This window comes from Brachybacterium sp. GCM10030268, assembly GCF_042666305.1.
Lineage (GTDB): Bacteria > Actinomycetota > Actinomycetes > Actinomycetales > Dermabacteraceae > Brachybacterium.
Genome location: NZ_JBHTCW010000007.1, coordinates 16,280 through 38,624 on the forward strand (window position 1 = coordinate 16,280; position 22,345 = coordinate 38,624).

General features: G+C 70.9%; 25 protein-coding genes and 1 pseudogene. 7 read left to right on the forward strand and 19 right to left on the reverse strand.

Annotation, left to right across the window (positions count from 1 at the left end):
• A complete protein-coding gene (locus tag ACFQRD_RS10970) occupies positions 1 to 1,038 on the reverse strand; it encodes a LacI family DNA-binding transcriptional regulator (protein ID WP_377018046.1) in 1,038 nt (345 codons plus the stop codon).
• Positions 1,039 to 1,047: 9 nt separating this feature from the next.
• Positions 1,048 to 1,596, reverse strand: a complete 549-nt coding sequence (locus tag ACFQRD_RS10975) for a TetR family transcriptional regulator (RefSeq protein ID WP_377018045.1) — start codon at positions 1,594 to 1,596, stop codon at positions 1,048 to 1,050.
• A gap of 89 nt (positions 1,597 to 1,685) precedes the next feature.
• Here ACFQRD_RS10975 and ACFQRD_RS10980 point away from each other — a divergent pair, with 89 nt between their 5' ends.
• The gene (locus ACFQRD_RS10980; RefSeq protein ID WP_377018044.1) at positions 1,686 to 2,843 is read left to right on the forward strand and encodes an FAD-dependent oxidoreductase; all 1,158 of its coding nucleotides are present in this window, start codon (positions 1,686 to 1,688) and stop codon (positions 2,841 to 2,843) included.
• Between the two features lie 10 nt (positions 2,844 to 2,853).
• Here ACFQRD_RS10980 and ACFQRD_RS10985 read toward each other — a convergent pair whose 3' ends face one another.
• Complete coding sequence (locus ACFQRD_RS10985; protein ID WP_377018043.1) at positions 2,854 to 3,645, reverse strand: SDR family NAD(P)-dependent oxidoreductase; 792 nt, start codon at positions 3,643 to 3,645, stop codon at positions 2,854 to 2,856.
• 146 nt (positions 3,646 to 3,791) lie between these two features.
• Between ACFQRD_RS10985 and ACFQRD_RS10990 the strand changes: the two genes are divergently transcribed.
• Positions 3,792 to 4,406: a TetR/AcrR family transcriptional regulator gene (locus ACFQRD_RS10990; RefSeq protein ID WP_377018042.1), complete on the forward strand. Its 615-nt coding sequence runs from the start codon at positions 3,792 to 3,794 to the stop codon at positions 4,404 to 4,406.
• A gap of 185 nt (positions 4,407 to 4,591) precedes the next feature.
• On the opposite strand, the gene ACFQRD_RS10995 is transcribed toward ACFQRD_RS10990, so the two are convergent.
• Positions 4,592 to 5,194 (reverse strand): TetR/AcrR family transcriptional regulator, encoded by a 603-nt coding sequence (locus ACFQRD_RS10995; protein ID WP_377792419.1) that lies wholly within the window; start codon positions 5,192 to 5,194, stop codon positions 4,592 to 4,594.
• Positions 5,195 to 5,269: 75 nt separating this feature from the next.
• Here ACFQRD_RS10995 and ACFQRD_RS11000 point away from each other — a divergent pair, with 75 nt between their 5' ends.
• On the forward strand, positions 5,270 to 6,100 hold the full coding sequence (locus ACFQRD_RS11000; protein ID WP_377792418.1) for an SDR family NAD(P)-dependent oxidoreductase: 831 nt from the start codon (positions 5,270 to 5,272) through the stop codon (positions 6,098 to 6,100).
• On the opposite strand, the gene ACFQRD_RS11005 is transcribed toward ACFQRD_RS11000, so the two are convergent.
• Both ACFQRD_RS11005 and ACFQRD_RS11010 read right to left on the reverse strand, forming a co-directional pair.
• The gene (locus ACFQRD_RS11005) at positions 6,088 to 7,590 is read right to left on the reverse strand and encodes an FAD-dependent oxidoreductase (protein ID WP_377804231.1); all 1,503 of its coding nucleotides are present in this window, start codon (positions 7,588 to 7,590) and stop codon (positions 6,088 to 6,090) included. The two genes, ACFQRD_RS11000 and ACFQRD_RS11005, sit on opposite strands and share 13 nt — an antisense overlap.
• Complete coding sequence (locus ACFQRD_RS11010; RefSeq protein WP_377804233.1) at positions 7,587 to 9,695, reverse strand: molybdopterin oxidoreductase family protein; 2,109 nt, start codon at positions 9,693 to 9,695, stop codon at positions 7,587 to 7,589. The genes ACFQRD_RS11005 and ACFQRD_RS11010 overlap by 4 nt, the downstream gene beginning before the upstream one ends.
• A gap of 220 nt (positions 9,696 to 9,915) precedes the next feature.
• On the opposite strand from ACFQRD_RS11010, the gene ACFQRD_RS11015 reads away from it, so the two are divergent.
• On the forward strand, positions 9,916 to 11,535 hold the full coding sequence (locus ACFQRD_RS11015; protein WP_377804235.1) for an inorganic phosphate transporter: 1,620 nt from the start codon (positions 9,916 to 9,918) through the stop codon (positions 11,533 to 11,535).
• A gap of 2 nt (positions 11,536 to 11,537) precedes the next feature.
• Here ACFQRD_RS11015 and ACFQRD_RS11020 read toward each other — a convergent pair whose 3' ends face one another.
• The 9 genes from ACFQRD_RS11020 to ACFQRD_RS11060 form a co-directional block, all read right to left on the reverse strand.
• Positions 11,538 to 12,314 (reverse strand): GvpL/GvpF family gas vesicle protein, encoded by a 777-nt coding sequence (locus ACFQRD_RS11020; RefSeq protein ID WP_377804237.1) that lies wholly within the window; start codon positions 12,312 to 12,314, stop codon positions 11,538 to 11,540.
• On the reverse strand, positions 12,311 to 12,637 hold the full coding sequence (locus ACFQRD_RS11025; RefSeq protein ID WP_377018033.1) for a gas vesicle protein K: 327 nt from the start codon (positions 12,635 to 12,637) through the stop codon (positions 12,311 to 12,313). Before ACFQRD_RS11025 ends, ACFQRD_RS11020 begins: the two co-directional genes overlap by 4 nt.
• Positions 12,618 to 13,547 (reverse strand): gas vesicle protein, encoded by a 930-nt coding sequence (locus tag ACFQRD_RS11030; protein ID WP_377804238.1) that lies wholly within the window; start codon positions 13,545 to 13,547, stop codon positions 12,618 to 12,620. The genes ACFQRD_RS11025 and ACFQRD_RS11030 overlap by 20 nt, the downstream gene beginning before the upstream one ends.
• A gap of 10 nt (positions 13,548 to 13,557) precedes the next feature.
• Positions 13,558 to 13,986: a gas vesicle protein gene (locus tag ACFQRD_RS11035; RefSeq protein ID WP_377018031.1), complete on the reverse strand. Its 429-nt coding sequence runs from the start codon at positions 13,984 to 13,986 to the stop codon at positions 13,558 to 13,560.
• Between the two features lie 30 nt (positions 13,987 to 14,016).
• On the reverse strand, positions 14,017 to 14,358 hold the full coding sequence (locus ACFQRD_RS11040) for a gas vesicle protein (RefSeq protein WP_377018029.1): 342 nt from the start codon (positions 14,356 to 14,358) through the stop codon (positions 14,017 to 14,019).
• Positions 14,355 to 14,609, reverse strand: coding sequence for a gas vesicle protein GvpG (locus ACFQRD_RS11045; RefSeq protein ID WP_377018027.1), 255 nt, complete (start codon positions 14,607 to 14,609; stop codon positions 14,355 to 14,357). The genes ACFQRD_RS11040 and ACFQRD_RS11045 overlap by 4 nt, the downstream gene beginning before the upstream one ends.
• 5 nt (positions 14,610 to 14,614) lie before the next feature.
• Complete coding sequence (locus tag ACFQRD_RS11050) at positions 14,615 to 15,376, reverse strand: GvpL/GvpF family gas vesicle protein (RefSeq protein WP_377018025.1); 762 nt, start codon at positions 15,374 to 15,376, stop codon at positions 14,615 to 14,617.
• Complete coding sequence (gene gvpJ / locus ACFQRD_RS11055; protein WP_377018022.1) at positions 15,373 to 15,786, reverse strand: gas vesicle protein GvpJ; 414 nt, start codon at positions 15,784 to 15,786, stop codon at positions 15,373 to 15,375. Before gvpJ ends, ACFQRD_RS11050 begins: the two co-directional genes overlap by 4 nt.
• A gap of 75 nt (positions 15,787 to 15,861) precedes the next feature.
• Positions 15,862 to 16,536, reverse strand: coding sequence for a TetR/AcrR family transcriptional regulator C-terminal domain-containing protein (locus ACFQRD_RS11060; protein ID WP_377018020.1), 675 nt, complete (start codon positions 16,534 to 16,536; stop codon positions 15,862 to 15,864).
• A 111-nt stretch (positions 16,537 to 16,647) separates the two neighbouring features.
• Here ACFQRD_RS11060 and ACFQRD_RS11065 point away from each other — a divergent pair, with 111 nt between their 5' ends.
• The gene (locus tag ACFQRD_RS11065) at positions 16,648 to 17,625 is read left to right on the forward strand and encodes an NAD(P)-dependent alcohol dehydrogenase (protein ID WP_377018018.1); all 978 of its coding nucleotides are present in this window, start codon (positions 16,648 to 16,650) and stop codon (positions 17,623 to 17,625) included.
• Between the two features lie 106 nt (positions 17,626 to 17,731).
• On the opposite strand, the gene ACFQRD_RS11070 is transcribed toward ACFQRD_RS11065, so the two are convergent.
• The 3 genes from ACFQRD_RS11070 to ACFQRD_RS11080 form a co-directional block, all read right to left on the reverse strand.
• A complete protein-coding gene (locus ACFQRD_RS11070; protein WP_377018016.1) occupies positions 17,732 to 17,923 on the reverse strand; it encodes a hypothetical protein in 192 nt (63 codons plus the stop codon).
• Positions 17,905 to 18,066, reverse strand: coding sequence for a MerR family DNA-binding transcriptional regulator (locus ACFQRD_RS11075; RefSeq protein ID WP_377018014.1), 162 nt, complete (start codon positions 18,064 to 18,066; stop codon positions 17,905 to 17,907). The genes ACFQRD_RS11070 and ACFQRD_RS11075 overlap by 19 nt, the downstream gene beginning before the upstream one ends.
• Before the next feature lie 278 nt (positions 18,067 to 18,344).
• Positions 18,345 to 18,941 carry a TetR/AcrR family transcriptional regulator gene (locus ACFQRD_RS11080; protein ID WP_377018012.1) on the reverse strand — a complete coding sequence of 199 codons (597 nt, stop codon included), beginning with the start codon at positions 18,939 to 18,941 and terminating at the stop codon, positions 18,345 to 18,347.
• A gap of 166 nt (positions 18,942 to 19,107) precedes the next feature.
• Here ACFQRD_RS11080 and ACFQRD_RS11085 point away from each other — a divergent pair, with 166 nt between their 5' ends.
• Together ACFQRD_RS11085 and ACFQRD_RS11090 are read left to right on the forward strand one after the other, a co-directional pair.
• Entirely contained in the window at positions 19,108 to 19,710 is a 603-nt protein-coding gene (locus tag ACFQRD_RS11085) for a hypothetical protein (protein ID WP_377018010.1), read from the forward strand.
• Positions 19,710 to 21,188, forward strand: a pseudogene (locus ACFQRD_RS11090) (dihydrolipoyl dehydrogenase family protein). The gene ACFQRD_RS11085 and the pseudogene ACFQRD_RS11090 overlap by 1 nt, the downstream one beginning before the upstream one ends.
• A gap of 548 nt (positions 21,189 to 21,736) precedes the next feature.
• Here the strand turns inward: ACFQRD_RS11090 and ACFQRD_RS11095 are convergent.
• Entirely contained in the window at positions 21,737 to 22,300 is a 564-nt protein-coding gene (locus ACFQRD_RS11095) for a MarR family winged helix-turn-helix transcriptional regulator (RefSeq protein ID WP_377804241.1), read from the reverse strand.
• Positions 22,301 to 22,345 lie beyond the last annotated feature (45 nt).

Below are 22,345 nucleotides of genomic sequence, written 5' to 3' on the forward strand. Positions count from 1 at the left end.
TCAGACCGGGGCGGCGGAGCTGCGGCGGCGCGTACGGATCCGGGTGGGAAGCTCGATCGTGCGCGTCGGCCGGTCCGTCCGCTTGCCCTGCAGGCGCATGACCAGCAGCTCCGCGGCGGTCCGGCCGAGCTCGCGGGCGTCGTGGGTGACGATCGAGATGTCCCCGGGGACCAGCTCCTCGAGGTCGAAGTCGTCGAACCCTGCCAGCCGGACCTCATCGAACAGGTCCACGCCCCGCTCGCGGCCGGCGGCGTGGACGGCCTTGACGACTCCGACCATGTTGCGGTTGTTGGCGCTGAAGAAGGCCGTCGGCGCCTCCTCGAGCGCGAGCAGCTCCCCGGCGGCGACCTCGGCGGCGCGCACGTCCTGCTGCGCCCGCCGCACCAGCTGCCCCAGCACCGGGACGCCCGCGGCGCGGTGGGCCCGCTCGAAGCCCTCGTACCGCCGCTGACCGGTGAAGACGGAGAGCGCGTTGCCCATGAAGGCGATGCGCCGGTGGCCCTCGGCCAGCAGCTGCGCGGTGGCCTCCTCCGCCCCGCGGATGTCGTCGACCAGGACGGAGTCGACGTCGACCCCGTCCTCCCGGCGCGAGGCGAGGACCAGCGGCACGCCGTGACGCTGCTCGGGCTGGAGGTGCTCGGTGGAGCCGCCCGCGGGGACCACGATGAGTCCCTCGGCCTGCCGGCCCACGAAGTCCGCGACCAGCGTGGCCTCCTGCGCCACGTCTTCGTGCGAGATGCCGACGAGCACCCGTCGGCCGTCCTCCCCGAGGATCTCCCCGATGCCGTCCAGCAGCTCGGCGTAATAGGGGTTGGTGAGGTTCGTGATCACCACGCCCACCAGGCCGCTGCGGTGGCCGGGGCGCAGGCTGCGCGCATTCTCGTTGCGCCGGTAGCCCAGCGCACGGGCGGAGGCTTCGACCTTCTCCCGCATCCCGGGGCTGACGTTCCCGGTGCCCGACAGCGCGCGGGAGACCGTCATCGCGCTCACGCCGGCATGACGCGCCACGTCGCTGATCGTCGGGTGCGAAGAAGCCATGCGGCCAGCTTATGGCACCAGGTAGCGCTGGAGCGTGGACCCCAGGGCGTCGACGACCTGCCCTCGGTCCATCTCGACCACCGGGGGCAGCTGGAGGATGTAGCGGCACATCCCCAGCCCCAGCATCTGGGTGGCGACCAGCCCGGCGCGGTGGCGGGCGTCGGCCGGCTCGATCCCGAGCTGCTGGACGGCCCGCACCACCTGCTCGGCGAAGATCGCGCGGAGGCGGTCGGCGGCGGCGGGCGTGGTGGCGGCCGAGCGCAGCAGGATCATCAGCAGCTCGTCCTCCCCCTCCCAGCGGTCCAGGAAGTGCGCGGTGAGCACGGCGCCGATCTCGTCGGCGGGGATCTGAGAGAGGTCGGGCAGGCGCAGATCGAGGTCCACGGCGTCCGCGAAGAGGGCTTCCTTCGATCCGACGTGACGCATGACCAGGGCCGGGTCGATCCCGACGTCCTGCGCGAGCGCCCGGATCGTGGTGCCCTCGTACCCGTCGCGGGCGAAGCGCTCCCGGGCGGCGGCACGGATCAGTTGCTTGGTCTCGGCGGCGGAGCGTCTCATGGCCCCATCCTAGGTCAACGCGTGTTGACATAGCCGCCGGGCGGTGATCCACTGAGGTCAACACGCGTTGACCTACGGAAGGAACCGCCATGCTGCCCGCCACCACCCGAGTCCTCGTCGTCGGTGCCGGACCGGTGGGACTGGCCGCCGCCGTCGTGCTGCGCCACCTCGGCCATGAGGTGACCGTCGTCGATTCCCAGGCCGAGGCCGCGAACACCTCCCGCGCTGCGGTGGTCCATCCGCGCACCCTGGAGCTGCTCAGCCCCTACGGGGTGGTCGAGGAGATGGTCGAGCGCGGTGTCCACACCCCCCGCTTCACCGTGCGCGACCGGGACGCGATCCTTGTGCCGGCACCGTTCAGCAACCTCCCGACCGACTACCCGTACGCGCTGATGCTCTCCCAGGCGGACACCGAGGCCTACCTGCTCGCCCGGCTCCGCGAGCTCGGGGGCGAGGTGGTCCGGCCCGCCACCGTCGAACGGCTCGACCGGGAGGCCGACGGGGTCATCGCGACGTTCGAGGACGGACGACAGGTGCGAGCCGAGTACGTCGTCGGCGCCGACGGGATGCACAGCACGGTGCGCGAGCAGTCCGGCATCAGCTTCACCGGGGATACGGTCTCGCAGTCCTTCAGCCTCGCCGACGTACGGCTCGGCTCCGGAGTGTCCGGCCGGGACGTCATCCTGTACTTCTCGCCTGCCGGGACGCTCGTGTTCGTCCCCCTGCCCGACGGGCTGCACCGCGTGGTGGCCACCGTGGCCGAGGCGCCCGAGCATCCCGACGTCCCCTTCGTCCAGCGCCTGCTCGATGCCCGCGGTCCGAAGCGGCGGCCCGCGGTCGTCGAGGAGGTCATCTGGGGCTCCCGCTTCCGCGTGCACGAGCGGCTGGCCGATTCCTTCCGGGTCGGGCGGATCCTGCTCGCCGGCGATGCCGCCCACGTCCACTCCCCCGCCGGCGGCCAGGGCATGAACCTCGGTCTCGATGACGCCGTCCATCTCGGCCGGGCCCTCGCGCAGGTGCTCGACGGTGCCTCGGACGCGGTGCTCGAGACCTACTCCGACGTCCAGCTGCCCAAGGCCCGCCACGTCATCCGTCTCGCCGGGCGGCTCACGTCGCTGGCCACCGTGCCCGGCGCGGCGCGTCCGGTGCGCAACATCGCGCTGTCCCTGGCGGGCCGGATGCCGGCCCTCCAGCGAACCCTGGCGCGGCAGCTCGCCGGGCTGGATCGGCCCGACCGTGCCCCCTGAACAGGCACCCTCACGCCGGCATCTTCAGTGATCCGCCGTGCACGGCCCAGTTCGAGCCGACCGCGCTGGGCATGGTCGGCGACGAGAGCAGGATGATGGTCCGGGCGATCTCATCGGGTTCGATCAGCTTGCCCGTGACCATCCCGTTCTGCGCCGGGAACTGCTCGAGGAGCTCTTCGTGCGTGACCCCCATCTCGGCCGCCAGCTTGGCCACCAGGCTGTCCGCTCCGGTCAGCAGCGGCGTGCGGGTCGCCGACGGAGTGACGACATTGATCCGGACCCCGGACGGCGCCACTCGTTCCGCCAGTCCACGGGAGAACGTGATGAGCGCGGCTTTGGCGGCCGGGTACGGCGCGGGGACGCTCCCCGGAAGCAGCACCGAGTCCGAGCCGATGTTCACGATCGCCCCGCGGGTCGCCGCAAGTGCCGGCAGCGCCGCACGGATCGTGCGCACCGCCGAGTAGAGGGTGAGCGAGAAGGTCGCGTCCCAGATGCCGTCGTCCCCGCCGAAGGGATCGCCCAGCACCCCATCCGGTACGTCACCTCCTCCGGCGGCGTTGACCAGGACGTCGAGTCGCGGATCGGCCGAGAGCACCGCGTCGACCATCCGTCCGGGGCCCTCCGAGGTCGCCAGGTCGGCCGCGACAAAGGCAGCCCCCGAGGCCTCCAGCTCAGGCGTGCTGCGACGAGCGACCGCGGTGACCGAGGCCCCTTCAGCGAGGAAGGCGCGCACGGTCGCCAGACCGATTCCCTTGCTCGCTCCGGTGACCAGTACGCGCTTGCCTGCGAGGTCGAGATCCATGGTGTCTCCGATGTCCGACTGAATGAGGTACGAGTAGTGAAACCCCGGGATCGAAGTTATGTCAATAGCTGAGGCATAGCTGTCTCAGTTGCAGGCTGAACACGGTAGGCTTCGGCGCAGTACGATGCCCTCATGGAGCGCAGCCGATGAACGACGCCGATCGGACTCGACCGTTGCGTGCAGATGCGCGGGAGAGCATCGCCCGCATCCTCGATGCCGCGCAGGAGGTCTACGCCGGCGACCCCAACGCGTCCCTGGACCGTGTCGCGCAGGTCGCCGGGGTCGCTCGCGCCACCGTGCACCGTCACTTCAGTTCGCGCCAGGTGCTGCTCGACGCGCTGGTGCGGGACCAGAACCGGCGCTACCGGGAGGCTCTCGAGCAGGCCCGCGTCACCACCGTGCCGCCCCTGGTCGCGTTCTATCGCGTGGTCGAGCGGATCTTCGAGCTCAAGCTGGCCCGTCCGTTCGTCCTCTCCATCACTCCGGGACCGGAAGAGCCCGGTTCACCGGCATCGGATCCCGAGATCGCGCAGAGCCTGGATCTGCTGCTCAGGCGCCTGCACACCGCGGGAGACATCACCGTCGATGACACCGCGTGGGGCCGGCGGGTGTGCTTGGCACTTCTGCACGAAGCCCACGAGCTCCCGGCCGGCTCCCCCGCCCTCTCGGCACCGGGCAGCACCGCGCCGGACGATGTGGGGGCACGGGTGGACCTGGTCGTCAGGTCCGTCATCGGCGCGCTCGGCGGGGACAGCAGATAGTCCAGGGCCGGCGCCTGGGCATGGCTGCACGCCGCCCTGCGTGATCGCGCCCATCATGCCGCGCCCGAGTCCCGCCGCCCCTGCTCACGGCCGGCCTGCTCATGGCGCAGCGCCCGGGACGACGCGACAGCAGCGCGACCTACGCGAGATCAGTGTTGAGCGCGCGCGCTGCCCCGACACGGCGGTCAGCTTCGGACGGCGGCTACGGCGTCGTCGTAGAGGCGCTCGAGGGAGACCGCGCCGTTCTGCTGGATCCAGTGCTCCCCCGCGACATCGAGGCAGGTGAGCGAGGCGACCACGATGGCGGCCGCGGCGAGCTCGGGCTCGATGGCCGAATCCGGATCCGCCGCCCGGACGCGCTCGGCCATGATCGGGACCAGCAGCTCCTGCCAGCTGAGCTGCTTCTCCAGGTGGCGTGCCCGCAGGGACGGGGTGTCGTACAGGATCCGGCCGAACTCCAGTTCCATCTCGTCACTAACTCGCATCGACGCCTGCAGCTCGAGCAGGGCCGCCTTCATCGCATCCCACGGCGACTCCTCCGCCGGGCGCTCGGCGAGCGCGGCCGCCACGATCGCTCCCCGATCGGCCAGCTCACCGACGACGACGTCCTCCTTGCTGGCGAAGTACCGGAAGAACGACCGACGGGAGATGCCTGTCTGCGCCGCGATCTGGTCGACCGTCGTGGCCTCGAAACCCTGCTGGACGAACAGCCCTGTCGCTGCCTGGGCGATCTGCCGGCGAACCTCCCGCCGGGTGCGGTCGCGAAGGCTCTCCGGGGAATCGGTCATCCGGCGATGATATCGACCAGCAGACCTCTGCGCCACTTCTGGCACTCAGTGCCATACGTGACGTATGGTGGCGTCATGACGAACCTCGACTTCTCTTCACAGACCACCCTCATCACCGGCGCCAGCTCGGGTATCGGCCGTGCCGTGGCTCGGGAGCTTGCCGCCCGTGGCTCCGACCTCGTTCTGGTGGCGCGCCGGATCGACCGGCTCGACGCCCTCGCCCATGAGCTGCGGAACGCTCACGACATCCGCGTCGAGACCGTCCCGGCCGACCTCTCCGTGCGTCGTCCCGGCCCGGCGATCCGCGACGAGCTGGCGCGGCGCGGAGTGGGCGTCACCAGCCTCGTCAACAATGCCGGTTTCGGCAGCGACGGAGCGTTCGAGGACGAGGACCCCGAACGATTGGCCGACGAGGTCGCCGTGAACATCGCGGCCGTGGTCGACCTGTGCCACACCTTCCTCCCCGACCTGCGCGCGGCGGGTCACGGCATGCTGATAAACGTCACCAGCGAAGCGGGGTACCAGCCGATCCCGGGCATGGCCACCTACGCCGCGACGAAGAACTTCGGGATCGCGCTGACCGAGGCCCTGTGGTGGGAGCTGCGCGGCAGCGGTATCCGCACCGTGGCCTTCGCCCCCGGCCTGACCGCCACCGAATTCTTCGACCGGATCGGCGGCGAGCAGTACAGCGGGAACCGGAAGACCCCGGAGCAGGTGGCGACGGCCATGCTGCGCGCCGTCGAGAGACCCGTCCCCGGCCCGACCGCCGAGGCGAACCGGTCGACGGGTCCGGTCGCGTGGGTCGCGGGTCTGCTGCCGCGGCGGGCGCGGCTCGCCCTGGTCGCGCGGGTCGCGGGCGCCGATCGGCTCATGCAGGCTCGCCGGCCCGTCGCTCAGGCCGGCTGATGCTCCGCGGCGGCCGAGGGGTCGAGGATCGCCGGCACCTGACCGTCGTCCGTCGCGATGAGCTCCTCGAGCTGGGAGCGGCAGGTGCCGCAGCCGGTGCCGGCGCGGGTGGCCTTGGAGACGGCCGCCGGGGTGGCGCATCCGGAGCGGATGGCCCCGCAGATCGTGCCCTTGGTGACCCCGTTGCACTGGCAGATCACGTCGGCGTCGTCCATCTCCTGCGGCCGGCGCACGGGAGCCGCCGCCTGGGACGCCAGTGGCCTGGCGAGCAGATGCACCGGGTCGCGCGGGACCGGCGTGCGGCGGGTGAAGGCCGCGCTGAGCGAGGCCGCCGCCTCGTCATCCCCGATCACGGTGGCGGCGATCAGCCGGCCTTCCTGCACCACCACCTCGGTGTAGCGGCCGCCGGAGGGGTCGCTCAGGCGTACTGACCGCGGCGCATGTGCTTCCGGCTCGGGCCGATCTATGCGGCCCATCGCCACCAGCGCGAAGCCGACGGCTTTGACGCGCACCAGCTCGCGCCCGCGCAGCGAGTCCGTCGCGGCGGCCGGTGCGACCGGCGCGTCCGCGCTGCGCGGTGTCCAGGACTCGACGAGCCGGCGGGCATGCTCCCAGCCCTGCGCGACCAGGCCGCTCGCCCCTTCCGGCGGCTGGGCGCAGTCCCCGATGGCGAACACGGCTGGATCCAGCGTGGTCGCGAGATCATGGCCGACGACGATGCCGCGATCGCACTCGAGCCCCGCCTCGGAGGCCAGCGCCACGTGCGGGACGGTGCCGGCGCACAGCACCATCAGCTGCGCCGGGTGCGAGCTGCCGTCGGAGAGCTCCACGCTCGCCACCCGGCCCTTCTCGAGAGTGGCGCGAGCAGCGGTGACGCCGGTGACGACGTCGATGCCGAGCCGCTCCAGGGAGGTGCGGGCGATCTCGGAGGCATCCGGGTCCAGCTGCCGCTCCATCAGCCGGTCGCGGTGGTGGACCAGCGTGACGCGCAGTCCCCGGGCGGCGAGGCCGGTGGCGACCTCGAGGCCGAGCACGCCGGCTCCCAGGACGAGGGCCCGTTCGGCACGGCCCGCGGTCTCCAGGATCCGTCGGGCGTCGTCGAGATCCTTCAGGGCGCTGATGCCGCCGGCGAGCCCGTCGGCGGCGCGCAGGCCGGCCACGTCGGGGATCCGCGGGGCGGAGCCGGTGGCGAGCACGAGCCGGTCGTAGGTGTGCAGCTCGCCGCGGGCGTCGGTCACCTCGCGCCGGGCGCGGTCGATGCCGACGGCCCGCACCCCGCGCAGCACCCGCAGGCGGTCACTCGACTCGGTCTCCAGCGCGAGGGAGCCGGCGTCGGTCCTCCCCGCGACCAGGGAGGAGAGCATCACGCGGTTGTACGGCTGGTGGTCCTCCTGGCCCAGCACGGTGACCTGGGCCGGCGGGTCGGCGCGCACGATGTCGGCGGCGAACCTGGAGCCGACCATGCCGTGTCCGATCACGACGATCCTCATGCGGGACTCCTCTCCTGGGGGGTGATCTCGACGGCGGTCATCTTGAATCCGGGCATCCCGGAGAACGGGTCGGTGGCGTCGCTCGTCAGCAGGTTGGCGCTGCCCGGCCCGGAGTAGTGGAAGGGCATGAACACGGTGTCGGGGCGGATGGCCTCGGTGATCCGTGCGGGCGCGGTGGTCTCCCCGCGACGCGTGCGCAGGTGGACGCCGTCGCCCTCCTCGATGCCGAGCCGGTCCGCGAGCAGGGGGTGCATCTCGACGAACGACTCCGGCCGGGCCGCCAGCAGCGAGGGCACCCGGCGGGTCTGCGCCCCGGACTGGTACTGCTCGAGCAGGCGCCCGGTGGTCAGGTGGATCGGGGCGTCGGTGCGCACGTCGTCGTGCGAGACGAGGTGCTCCACGGGGATCAGGCGCGCGCGGCCGTCGGGCGTGGGGAAGCCGTCGAGGAAAACCCGCGGAGTGCCGGGATGGTCAGGAGCCGGGCACGGCCACTGGATGCTGCCCTCGCGGTCGAGGCGCTCGTGGCTGAGACCGGCGTAGTCGGCGCGGCCGCCGGCGGAGGCGCGGGCCAGCTCGTCGAACATGGCCGAGGCGTCCGTGGGGAAGCCCTCGGGGTGGCCGAGACGGGCGGCGAGCTCGTGGAGGATCCACAGTTCGCTGCGGGCCTCACCGGGCGCCGGCCGGGCGCGGCGGCGACGGATCACGCGACCCTCGAGGTTGGTCATGGTGCCCTCCTCCTCGGCCCATTGGGCGACGGGGAGGATCACGTCGGCGCACTCGGCGGTCTCCGAGGGCACGGTGTCCAGCACCACGAGGAGATCGAGCGAGGCCAGCCGCTCCCGCACCGCCGCCGAGTTGGGGGCGGAGACGACGACGTTGGCGCCGCTGACGATCAGGGCGCTGGGGCCGTCCGGCGTGCCGAGCACGCTGAGCAGCTCGACCGCGGGCACGCCGGGGCCGGGCAGGGAATCGGGGTCGATGCCCCAGACGCCGGCCACGTGCTCGCGGGCGGCGGGGTCGGCGATCTGGCGGTAGCCGGGCAGCTGGTCGGACTTCAGTCCGTGCTCGCGACCGCCCTGGCCGTTGCCCTGGCCGGTGATGGGCCCGTACCCCGAACCGGGCCGGCCGATCAATCCCAGCAGCAGGGCCAGGTCGATGGCGGCGGTGACCGTCGCGGTGCCCTGCGTGGACTGCTCCACGCCGCGGCCGGTGAGGATGTAGGCGCCACCACCGCCTCGCGACGGGGACGCCGCGGCGAGAGAGCGCGCGACGCCGCGGATCTGATCGGCCCCGATCCCGCACACGGCTTCGGCACGCTCGGGCCACCACAGGCCCGCGGCGGCGCGCAGATCCTCGAGCCCCGTGGTGCGCTGGTCGACGTACTCCTCGTCGACCAGTCCCTCGGCGAGGACCACGTGGATCAGGGCCAGGATTACCACCAGATCGGTGCCTGGCACAGGGGCGAGGTGGGTGCCGGCCCCGTCGGACGTCAGCGCCGCGGTGGCCGAGGCGCGCGGGTCGAGCACGACGAGCCCGCCCCGTTCCCGCACTCCGGCCAGATGCTGGACGAACGGGGGCATGGTCGCGGCGACGTTCGAGCCCAGCAGCAGCACCGCGTCCGCGCCGCCGAGATCGGCGAGCGGGAATCCCAGACCGCGGTCCAGCCCGAGAGAGCGGTTCGACGCGGTCGCAGCGGCGGACATGCAGAAGCGGCCGTTGTAGTCGATGAAGCGCGAGCCCAGCACGACCCGCGTGAACTTGCCCAGGGCGTAGGCCTTCTCATTGGTCAGGCCCCCACCCCCGAACACGGCGACGGCATCGGCACCGCGGCGCGCCTGCTGCTCGCGGATGCCGGAGGCGACGACGTCGAGGGCCTCGTCCCAGCTCGCGTCGCGGAATTGCCCGTCGGCCGTACGCAGCCGGGGCGTCGTGATCCGGTCCGGGGCGGTGAGGACCTCCGCCGAGGTCCAGCCCTTGCGGCACAGGCCCCCGCGGTTGGTGGGGAAGTCGCGGCCGTCCACCTCCAGCGGCTCCCCATCGGTGGCGGTGAGCGTCTGGGCGCACTGCAGGGCACAGTACGGGCAGTGCGTCGCAGTGCTGGACATATACCCGAGACTGGGCCGGGGCGAGGATCCGGTCAGTATTCGGCCACCGCCCGGGACGCGCTGTCACGGTTCGGTAACTGTCGCGCTGACCGCTGTACGCCTCGAGCTTCCCGGAGTTCGGCGGTCCGTCCTCAGGTGTCCACTGAGAGGTCACCTGGATTCTCCCCGCGCGGCGCACCCTGTGGGCGGACAGTCCTCTCATTCCTCGGGAGCTCCTCACATGTCTCAGGACACCGCCCCGCCCCGCGCAGACATCCCCACCGAGAAGGCCGGGTTCCTCGGCCCGGACCGCTGGTGGCATGTCAGCTTCGGCCTGCTGATGGCCATCGCACTGATCGGCTTCACCCTGTGGTCCTTCGACTACATCGGGGACGAGGCGAACCGCACGATCCTGATCACCACGATCATCTTCGGGCTGTTCATGGCCTTCAACATCGGCGGCAACGACGTCGCCAACTCCTTCGGCACCTCCGTCGGCGCCGGCACCCTGAGCATGAAGCAGGCCCTCATGGTCGCGGCGATCTTCGAGGTCAGCGGCGCCGTGCTCGCCGGCGGCGAGGTGACCGACACGGTCCGCAGCGGCATCGTGGACCTCGGCGCCGTGGACCTCGCCCCCATGGACTTCGTGTTCATCATGATGTCCGCCCTGCTGGGCGCGGCCGTCTGGCTGCTGATCGCCACCCGCATGGGCTGGCCGGTCTCGACCACCCACTCCATCATCGGCGGCATCGTCGGGGCGGCCCTGACCCTCGGCGTCGTCACCGGTGCGGGCGGCGCGGAGATGATCCAGTGGGGCCAGATCGGCCAGATCGCCTTCTCCTGGGTGCTCTCCCCCGTCCTCGGCGGAGCCGTCGCCTGGTTCCTGTTCGGCCGGATCAAGCAGCACATCCTGGTCTACAACGAGGAGGCCGACGCCAAGCTGCGCGAGTTCAAGCAGAAGCGGGCCGAGCTGCGCCGCGAGCACCGCAGGGACTTCGAGCGGCTCGACGAGCTCCAGCAGATCTCCTACACCAACGCGATGACCCGCGACGCCGTGACGGTCACCCAGCACGATGTCGATCCCGAGGAGCTCGAATCGGACTACTTCCGCCGCCTCCACGAGATCGAGTCCGATCGGGACGCGGTGGACACCCATCGGGCGCTGGAGACCTGGGTGCCGCTGCTGGCGGCGTTCGGCTCCATCGTCATCTCCTCGATGCTGCTGTTCAAGGGGCTGAAGAATCTCCACCTGGAGATCAGCTCGGTGGGGAACTTCCTGATCATGGGCATGATCGGGGCCGCCGTGTGGATGGCTGTGTTCATCTTCGCCAAGACCCTGAAGGACCAGACGCTCTCGCGCTCGACGTTCCTCATGTTCAGCTGGATGCAGGTCTTCACCGCCGCCGCGTTCGCCTTCAGCCACGGCTCCAACGACATCGCCAACGCCATCGGCCCGTTCGCCGCGGTGATCGACGTGCTGCGCGACCAGTCCATCGACGCGGAGGCCGCCGTGCCGCTGCCGGCCATGGTCACCTGCGGTGTCGCGCTGATGGCGGGGCTGTGGTTCATCGGCCGACGGGTGATCCGCACCGTCGGCACGAACCTCACCACGATGCATCCGGCCTCGGGCTTCGCCGCCGAGCTCTCCGCCGCGGGCGTCGTCATGGCGGCCTCGGTGCTGGGCCTGCCCGTCTCCAGCACGCACATCCTCATCGGCGCCGTGCTCGGCGTCGGCATCGTCAACCGGGCCGCGAACTGGAAGCTGATGCGGCCGATCGCGCTGGCGTGGGTGATCACCCTGCCGTGCGCCGGACTCATCGGCGCCATCAGTGTCGTGACGCTACGGGCGATCTTCGGCTGAGGCTACTGCGGCGCGCCGACGTCCGCGAAGGAGTACGGGGGCCAGGGCCCCAGGAAGCGGATGCGGGCGGCGGGAAGGGAGTCGTCGATCTCGGCGAGCTCCTCGCCCAGGGCCCGGGTCGCATCGGCCCGGACCAGGCAGGCGGCAGTGATCACCGGCACCAGAGAGGCCTCGCGGACCGGCGCGCGGTACTCCTCGATCTCGAGGCAGTGGGCGGCGATCCGCGAGCGCCACGAGGGGTACAGCTCGTCGGCCGCCGCATCCGTGCGCTCCTTCGAGGTCTTCTCGAGCTTCTTCTCCATCAGCCGGCGCACCCCGGCGGGACGATCGGCCAACTCCTCCAGCTGACGCGCGATCTCCGGGTCTGCCTGCGTGTGCTCCTCACGGTCCAGGGAGATCTCGATGCGCAGCTCGGCGGTCCCGTCGAGCTCGCCGAGCCGGCGCGCCAGGCCGTCCCCGGTGGACTCCAGCCAGGCCCGCAGCTGATCGGCGGCCGAGGCGCCCGTCTCGTCGTCCGGCCGCACGATCACGTTGAAGGACACGGGCAGTACCGCGCCGGCCCCGTTCCAGGCGTCCTCGACCACGTCGCTGTGCTCGAGGATCCAGCGCTTGACCTCGTCGTCGGGCCCCTCGTACGGCGGCGCGTCATGAGCGTGGACGACGGCGGCGACGCCGGCAGCCTCGGAGGTGACGACGTCCAGCTCCTTGCCGTCGATGCCGCGGACGCGGGGGCGGAACGGGCCGGCCGGAACGACCGCATAGACGTACAGCTCGCTCATCCAGTGGTGTCCTTCCGCTGCTCCTCGGCCCAGCGGGCGGGATTGATCAGTTTGTCGACCACCTCGTCGACGACGTCGTCGAGTCCGTGGTGGAGGTCGGTGACGGAGTCGGTGATGCCGTGCTCGGCCTTGATCTGCTCCATGGCCTCATCGAGCTCGAGCAGCGCCTCGCCCAGCCGGTCCTGCTCCTCCTCGGTGAGATCGCCGCCCTCCATCCGGCGCACGGCCTGGGTCTCCAGCGCCTCCTGGATCACCTCGACCAGCGTGACCACCAGGGTGAGCACGCCGTGCTTGAGGCTCGCCTCATCGACTTCCAGTGCCATGGGAGACCTCCTTCCGCTCCTGGAGCTGCTGCTGCCATTGTGCGATGTCCGGGGCCGAGAGGCGGATCGTGCCGTCGGCGGTGGTGAGCTCGAGGATCGTCGCGTCGGCCGTGGGGTCGGGCACGTCCGTGAGCTCCGCCGCGGTGATCTCGGCCGGCTGGATCCGCACCGGTGCCCGCATGTCCAGCGGCGATCTCCACACCAGGCCCTCGTCGGCGCTGAGCACTGCCCGGCCGGTGCGCCAGATCCCCCCGTCGGCCCGCGGTTCGAGGTACCACATGGGCCCCTCGCGCAGAGGGCCGACGTCGACGGGCTCGTCGTCGCCGGTCAGCCCGGTCTGCTCGCGGACGAGCGAGATGAGGCGGTCGGGCTCGACGGCGGAGAGCTTGGACTCGGTCCCGTCCTCGAGCGTGACCAGGATCCGGGTGCGCTGCTCGCCGCCGACGGAGTCCTCGCGGATCGGGCGTATCGCGGTGATCGCTGCCAGCGGCGCCTGCCAGAGGGTCTCGGCGGGATCGCGGCGGTGGATGATCAGGCGCCGGTCGGTGAGGTAGGCGCTGCCGGGGCGCCAGGTGCGGTGGAAGCCCTCCTGGTAGTGGCCGCCGGCCATCTTGGCGATCAGGTCCTCCCCGTCGGCCAGCGGCAGGTGGCGGGCCATCGAGGCGCGCACCCAGGCGCGGGTCTGCTCGTCCCACTGGCGCATCATGCCGTACTCCAGCATGGTCTCGATGCCGGCGATGGTCGCGCGCAGGTTCACCCCGATCAGCGGGATCTCCGCCACCGAGATGATGAGGTCCAGGTCCAGGTGGACGCCCTTGTTCAGCAGGACCTCGATGAGATCCGGCAGGGTCGCGCGGGGGTCGCGCGTGGGTTCCAGGGCGCGCTGGGATCCCTCGGAGGGCTCGGCCACGACGGCGGCCTCAGTCGTCCCGGGTCCCCGCGTCGGCCTGCGCCGCGGAGTCCAGCTCCCGGGTCTCCCCCGCCTCGAGGCTCTTCGACTTCGCGCTCTGCCAGCCGCACCAGGGGCAGAACTCGTTCATCAGCTGCTTGAGCTCGGCGCGCTTGCCGCACTGCGGGCAGGTGTCCTTCTGCTCGATGGCCTCGCGCCAGGCGACGGTGTCGCGGTCCGTGCCGGCGGGGAAGTCCAGGCCGTAGCGGGCTGCGGTCTCGAACGAGGCCAGGGCCGCGCGGATCCGGATGCCCAGCAGCTCGACGCCGGCGACGGAGACCATGATGTCGGCGTTGAGGACGAGCCCCTTGTCCAGCAGGGTCTCGACGACGTGCAGGAGGGTCCCCTCGCGGTCGCGCTGGGGCTCCATCGCGCGGCCGGACTGGTTGACCATGCTCATCACTGACTCCTGACTGTCGGGACCCGGGACTCAGTCCGAGGGGCGGCCGCGGACGTATCGGTCCTTCCGATCATAGGAGAGCAGGTCGCCTCCGCCGTCGAGATCGACCTCGTACTCGGCCAGCAGATCGGCGCTGTCCGGGACGCGGCGGGATTCGACCACCTCGAGGCGCACCTTCCAGCGGTCCTCGTGCCAGCGGACGCCGACGACGGACTCGGGGGCCCGGCCGGTCAGAGTGCTGAACTGGTCGAGGGCCTTCTTGACGGCGTCGACGGCGGAGACGCGGCGGCTCTGCTGCTCGGCCTGGTCCTGGCTCTGCTGCTCGCCCTGGTCCTCGCCGTGGCCCTGCTGCTGGTTCTCGTCGTCGTTCATGGTGTCTCCTTCGCGCGGGCTCGGCGGGTCGATTCCATCAGCCGGGCGACCAGTTCGCGTTCGAGCCGGTCGGCCTCGTCCTCGTCGATGCTGCCGGCCTGGCGGGCGTCGGCGACCTCCTCGAGGGCGCGGCGGATCGCGGCGGGATCGTAGTACTGGCGCTCGGCTTCCTCGAGCACCTGCTCGGCGACCCAGACGGTGCCCCGCATCGGCAGCAGCGGTGCGCCCAGGAGGGCGGAGAACAGTCCCATGCTCGCTACACCTCCGGCACGAAGTCGTACGGGGCCTGCGGCCCCACCAGTCGGAAGCGCAGGCGTTCGTGGTGCTCGCGGGCGAGGTCCTCGATCGCGGCCTCGAAGGGCTCGAGCTCCCCGCGGGGGACGAGCACCGCGGCCTCGACCACGTCGTCCGCCCCGCCCGTGCTGCGCACGGAGACGTCGGCGGTGACCTCGCGGAGCCGGGCCAGGACCATGTCGGATTCGGCCGGCTGCCAGCTCTCCAGGGTGCGCACGATGATCTCGCCCAGGCGGATCCGCTGCGGGCGGGTCTCGTCCTCACTGGTGCCGGCGATCGCCTCGCGCAGGCGGGCCGCCTCGTCGTTGCTGGTGACGATCTCGCGCAGTGCCTGGTCGCGGTCGAACCGCACGGCGAGCGTGTACTGGGTGTGTCCCTCGAGGTGCTCCAGCGCCTGGACGTAGACGTCCTCGCGGGGTGCGAGCACGTCGGCCTCGACGTCGGCGTCACCCTCCAACACGGTCGCGAAGGCCATCGGCAGCACCGGACGCGTCCGGCCGATGGCATCGAGCACGCGCGTGTGCGCCATCAGGTCGTCGGGGGTGCCCAGTGCCTCGGTCGGCTCCAGCTCGCCCACCACCGCGGCGGTGCGGCCGGAGCCGACCGTGCGCACGGGCTTGCCCTGCACGCCCTGGAGGTCGCCCGGGACCTCGTAGTCCGACGGCACGACGCCGTACAGGTACAGGTCAGAGGTCTCGGTGGTCATGGCAGGGGTCGACGTCACTCGGACTCCGAGGCCTGCTTCTGCGTGTTCTGCTCGGCGTTCTGCTCATCGCCGTCCGAATCGCCCTTGCCGGGCATGACGGCGTCCTTCAGGCCCTGGACCGCGCCCTTGGTCTTGCCCTGGGCGCCGTCCTCGACCATGCCGCCCATCATGTCGGGCAGATCGCGCCCGCCCTGCTGGGTGAGGTCGAGCCGGTTGGTGGCCTCGGCGAAGCGGAGGTACGTGTCGACGCTGGCGATGACGACGCGGAGGTCGACCGTCAGGATCTCGATCCCGACCAGCGAGACGCGGACGTAGGCGTCGATGACCAGGCCCTTGTCCAGGATGATCTCGACGACGTCGGCCAGCGAACTGGACGACGGACGATCGACGTAGCTTCCTCGTGATCTCTCGACTGTGCTCGTGCTCATCGCGCTCCCTGCTTTCTGGGGCTGAGACTGCGTCGTGTGACTGTGCGCTCAATCTCCCCGCTCGGGGGACCGACGTCAAGAGGTGGGAACGTCCGGCCGGTCGGGGGCGAGGGAATCCAGCAGCATCGTCAGGCCGTGCTCGAACTCGGCGCCGAAGTCGTAGCCCTGCTGCAGCGCATGGGTCCGGGCGAACTCGGTGAAGAAGGGGTAGCGGCGGGCCGTCTCCTCGTCCAGGAGGGCTTCCGCGACGGCTTCGAGCTCATCGGGGCTGGAGAACGGCAGGCTCACCTCCTGCAGCACGAACCCGTAGATATAGGCGTCCAGTGCGGCGACGGCGTGCGCGGTGGCCGGGACGGAGAAGCCGTGGGTGCGCAGGGAGCGCAGGGTCGCCTCGTGGTATTCGAGCGTGGCCGGGCCCGGCCGGCTGCGGGAGTCGAGCAGGCCGACGGCCCAGTGGTGGCGCGCGAGCACGGCGCGCGCGGAGCAGGCTCGCTGCTCCATCGCGGCCCGCCAGCCGGCCGCGGGATCGGGCGGGGAGATCTCGGAGAAGACGGCATCGACCATGTGGTCGAGCAGGGCCTCGCGGCCCGGGATGTGGTTGTACAGCGACATCGCCTGCACGCCCAGGCGGCCGGCGACCGCGCGCATGGAGACGCCCGCGATGCCGTCGGCGTCGGCCAGCTCGAGCGCCGCCGCGACGATGCGCTCCGGTGTGAGCGCTGCGCGCTGCGTCGACCGCCGCGAGTCCATCCGTCGTCCGCCCCCTCGTCCGTTCCCTCGGCCGCAGACCGCCCTTGACGTCCGCGCGAAGCCAGCCTACGTTGACTTACAGCGTAAGGCTTACGGCGTAAGGGGAATGTTATGCGCGCACTCGTCCAGGAGCGCTTCGGAGGGCCGGAGACGCTGCCGCTGCGGGAGCGGCCGATGCCGCAGCCGGGACCGGGAGAGGTCGTGGTGGAGGTGGCGGCCGCGGGGCTCGATGCCGGCGTGGTCCATCTCCTCGAGGGCCGGCCGGCCATGGTGCGGCTCTCGCGCCCCGGGCGGGAGGGCCGTGTGCTGGGCAGCGATCTCGCCGGGCGCGTCCACGCACTCGGACAGGACGTCGAGGGATTCGCGGTCGGTGACGAAGTGTTCGGCCTGGCCTGCAGCGGTGACGGATCCCTGGCTGAGTTCGCGCGGGCCCGGGCCGACCGGCTCCACCGGCGCCCGGACACGCTGGGCGCCGAGGAGGCCGCGGCCCTGCCCGTCTCCGGCTGCGCGGCGCTGCATGCAGTGCGCGACGCGGCTCGGGTGCGGCCCGGTCAGCGGGTGCTCGTGCTCGGCGCCGCGGGCGGCGTGGGGCATCTCGCCGCTCAGATCGCACGGGCCGACGGCGCGGCGGTGACCGGGGCCTGCAGCACCGGGAAGGTCGAGCTGGTGCGCGAGCTGGACATCGCGGAGGTCATCGACCACACCCGGGAGGACCCGCTGGAGCGCGGCCCATTCGACGCCATCATCGACACCGGCGGCCACCGCCCGCTGCGGCGCCTGCGCTCGGCACTGACGCCGACGGGCGCGCTGGTCATCGTCGGCTCCGAGCCCGAACGGGCCGTGGCCGGCGGGCTGGGCCGCTCCGCGCTGGCGGCGCTGCTGAACCCTGTCTCCCGGCAGCGCCTGGTCATGCTGGTCTCCCACGAATCCCGGGAGGACCTCGCCGCCCTGCTCGACCTGGTGGAAAGCGGCCGGCTGCGGCCGACGGTCAGCGCGCGCTACCCGCTCGAGCGCGGCGCCGAGGCCCTCGCGAGCCTGGGCCGCGGCCGGGGCACGGGGAAGGTCGTGGTCACGATGAGCGAGCCGTGATCCCCTCAGCGATCGCGACCCCGATGTAGGTCCCGCTGAAGGCGACGAAGCTGATCACGACGGCGACGGCCCCGCCCAGCAGGGCCGAGTGAGGTCACGGGCGGGCTCACGGATGGCCGTCGGTCACCGTGATGACGTCGTCGAGCCGGCGCAGGGTGTCCTGCAGCTCCTCGGCCCTGGCCCGGACCCGCTCACGCACGGTGCGGAGCATGCTGCGCTGCTCCGCGTCGATGTGACCGGCCTCCACGCACGGCATCAGCTGGGCGACGTTCCGGCTGGTCAGGCCCGCGGTGAACATCTCCTGGATGACCGCACCCGCTCCACGACATCGGCGGTGTACAGACGCTGGCCCGACGGGCTGCGCTCGGCGCTGACCAGTCCCTGCTGCTCGTAGTAGCGCACAGAGACGCCGGCGCGCTGCGCCACCTCACCGATCCGCATCATTCCTTTGTGGTGGTCATGGTGTGCTCCCGATCGCGTTGCCTCTGACATTGGTGTCAGCTCCTAGCGTGCCTCACATGGACATCAACAATTCAGTCGCACTCGTCACTGGCCTCCGCCGGACCATGTCCTGGCGATCACCCGCCCGCTGGCCCATTGGACCTGGGTGCTCTCGCAATCGGATCGGTGGGGACAACGGCTTCAGCTCCCGCTGGAAGCGAAACAGATCAGCGGCACCGACCGAGGAGACGTCTTGCCGTGCGAACTCGTCGGCCGCCTCAATCTCCGGACGGCACCGGCTGTTCGCGACTGCGATAGCTGAGCAGGCCGTCCACGCCGCGGAGGAACGTCTCGCAGATCGGCGCCTTGTCATCCGCGAGACATCCGGCTGCCATCGCGCCGTCCCGCAGCATCACGAAGTGCCGGGCGGCAGGTTCGGGATCGATCTTCCCCGTGGCGGTGAAGAGCTCGCACATCGTGGTCAGGAACCACTCTCGCTGCGTCAGGACCGCCTGGTGCACAGGGTGGTCGGGATCGGGATACTCGGCAGCGGCGTTCAAGAAGGCGCAGCCCCGGAACCCGGGCCGTTCGATGTCGCCGGTGATCGTCCGGCTGACGGCCCGGACGCCCTCATCGGCATCCGCAGACTCCGCGCGGGCTGCGTCGATGCCGGCCCGGATGGCCTCATCGGCCCGAGTCAGGTAGGCGACGATCAGATCGTCCTTGCTGCGGAAATGCTTGTACAGCGTCGCCCGGGTCACCTGCGCCTCCGCGATGATCCGATCGATGCCGACCGCGTGGATGCCCTGGCCGTAGAAGAGCTCCGTCGCAGTGTCGAGCAATCGCGCGCGAGCCTGTGACGTCTGTGCTTCCATCTCGATCTCTCCTCAGCTCCCTTGCAGGTCCCGGCGGTCCGACGGGCGAAGCGTCGATGTTCCGGGCGACCCACGCTAACAGATAGAACGATCGGTCTTGACACCGTGCGACGGCCCGGTCACTATATGGGTGTACCGATCGTTCTATCTAGCCGAGGAGAACCCCATGTCATCCGATTCGCTGTCGTCCCCTTCCCTGCAGGCCCGCGCAGCAGACCCCGTCCCCGACACCACCGGTAGCACGAAGGCTCTGCGCAATCTCTACTTCGTGCGATTCGGGTTCGCCATCATCTGGGCGATCCTGCTGATGCTGATCGCGACCAGGATCAATCCCGCCGCCATCGCCCTGATCGTCATCTACCCCCTGTTCGACGTCGCGGCCGCGATCATCGACTACCGCTCATCCGGATCCAGCCGACCGAAGGCGCCGCTCTACATCAACATGGCCCTGAGCCTGCTGACCGCCATCGGTCTGGCCATCGCCGTCGGCTCCGGCGTGCCGAACGTTCTGCGGGTGTGGGGCGCGTGGGCGATCACCGCGGGCATCGTGCAGCTGATCGTCGCCATCCTGCGCTGGCGCCTCGGCGGCCAGCTGGCGATGATTCTCAGCGGTGGGATCTCCGTCCTGGCCGGTGGCTCCTTCATCGCGATGGCCGGCGGCCCGGGCGCAGCCCTGACGGGTGTCGGCGGCTACGCGATCCTCGGCGGCATCTTCTTCCTGATCTCGGCCATCCGGTTGCACGTCGTCATCCCGAAGGCGGTCGAGTGATGACCGGGCCCGCCAGCACTGCTGCCGACGTGATCATCATCGGCAGCGGACCGGTCGGCGAGAACGTCGCCGACCGGGTCGTCCGAGGCGGCCTCACCGCGACCGTGGTGGAGCAGGATCTCGTCGGCGGTGAATGCTCCTACTGAGCATGCATGCCGACCAAAGCACTGCTCCGCGACGCAGCCGCCCTCCGCGCCGCCCGTGCGCTCCCGGCCGCCGGCCGGGCGGCCCAAGGTTCCCTGGACTCGGCTGCGGTGGTGGCCCGCCGGGACCGATTCGCCTCGCAATGGAACGACGCCGGGCAGGTCGAGTGGCTCCGCAGCGCCCAGATCACCCTCGTCCGGGGACAGGGACGGATCACCGGCCCTCGTACGGTGAGCGTCACCGATGCCGACGGCACGACCACCACGCTGCACGCGCGCCACGCCGTCGTCATCGCCACCGGAAGCAGTGCCCGTATCCCACCCGTCGCGGGGCTGTCGGACGTCGCCCCGTGGACGAGCCGAGAAGCGGCTGCGGCGCAGCGGATCCCCGACCGGTTGGCGATCATCGGAGGTGGCGTCGTCGGCTCGGAGATGGCCACCGCATACAGCGCGCTGGGATCGCAGGTGTCCCTGGTCTCGCGCACCCGGCTGCTCCCGGGCACCGAGCCGTTCGCCGGCGAGCAGGTCGCCGCGGCGCTCCGGTCCTCCGGCGTCGCCCTGCATCTGGATGCCGGCGCCACCGAAGCTCACCGGTCCGCATCCGGCGAGGTGGAGATCCGACTGTCCGACGGCACGACTCTCACCGCCGACGAAGTGCTGGTCGCCACCGGGCGGAGAGCCAACACGGCCGACATCGGCCTGGACCGGATCGGACTGGAACCAGGCAGCTGGCTGACCGTGGACGACGCTCTCGCCGTCCTGGATCCCCACGGCAGGCCGGTGGCGGACGACTCCCCCGACGGGCCGGGCACCGCCTGGCTCTTCGCCGCCGGAGATGTCAACAACCGCGCTCCGCCGACCCATCACGGCAAGTATCAGGCCCGAGCGCTCGGCGACGCCCTTGCCGCACGGGCCGGCGGCACCCCACCGGACTTGCGTCCGTGGGGACGGCACGCGGTCACCGCGGATGCCCAAGCGCCTACGCAGGTCATCTTCACCGATCCCGAGGTCGCGGCCGCAGGCATCACCGCCGAGGTCGCCGCGGCGGCCGGGAAGAGAGTCCGCGTGATCGACCACGACCTGGGGGCCGTCGCCGGTGCCGCCCTGCATGCCGACGGCTACCAGGGCCAGGCACGCATGGTCATCGATGCAGATCGGAACATGCTGATCGGATTCACCGCTGTCGGCCCCGATGTCGCCGAGCTGCTGCATTCCGCGACCGTCGCGATCGCCGGAGAGGTCCCTATGGACCGGCTCTGGCATGCGGTCCCGGCCTACCCGACGATCAGCGAGATCTGGCTTCGCCTGCTGGAGTGCGATGGTCGGGATCACTGAACCGGATCATTCCCAGCAATCGCCTGGCCCGCTGCAGGGACCAGCGCGGGCGGCGGGTCCGTTTCGGTCACGGCAGTTGGTGCACGCTCTGAACCGTCATCACCTCGCCAGGTCGATGGGGAAGGCCGGTGCTGCGGGGGACAACACGGCAATGGAAGCCTTCTTCGCGCTGCCCCCGAATGAACGTGCTGGACCGAGGTCGTTGGCGCACCTGCGAGAAACTATGGTTTGCGATCATCACCTGGATCGAGCGGGCCTACCACCATCGCCACCGAAGGGCCCGGCCGAGCTCAATGGTACCGATCAAATTCGAAACCATCATAATCCCAAACGTATGCCTGGCGGCCTAACCCCAGCTGACACCTGAATGCGCATGAGTCCCGACGGCCCTGTGTGCCGGCGCTGAACATCCTCCCGTGCGTGCGAGCGCTATAGGCCGTCGGCGTTGGGCCGGCTTGGTCGCTCTGAGCGCGTCTCGCGGGCCTCGCGGGCCTCGCGGCAGACGGAGGTTGTCCGCGCCGCGAGTCGGTTGCGATAAACCTGAGGCGTCATTGCTCGGCCTCGTGCGAGGCGTTCAAGAGGTCCCCATGCGGAGCATCCGCCCGGGTCATCGCTCTAAAGAATCGGATCAGGATATCGCGCTCGCTGGGCGTCATCGCGGCCGCTGCGGCAAAGCGGCGGGAGTGCTGCCTTCCGACCGTGGCCCGCGCGGAGCGACGCGTCGACTCGGTGACGCGGATCTCGGTCGTCCTGCGGTCGGAGGGGTGCTCTGTGCGCGTGAGATGCCCGCCGTCGACGAGGCGGTCGACGAGTTTGGTCGTCGACGCGCTCGAGATGCCGACGTCGTGTGACACGTCTTTCGGAGTGACGATCTCTCCGCGCTGCTGCGCCCGCATGATCATGCGGATCGCACGCATGTCGGTCTCGTTCAGTCGCATGTATCGCGCCGAGATCTTCGCGAGTAGGCGAGACGCCTCCTGCCATTCGGCCAGCGCATCCATCACCTCGAACGTCTGTGCGATGTCACTCTCGGCGAGTTCGGCGACATCCAGGAGGCCAGGGTCGATCGACGCATGGCGCGGGCTCATCCTGGACTGCTTCTGATCGACCACACGTACATCGTACATATCCTATGGTAGGTTGATGTCTCGCTAGGC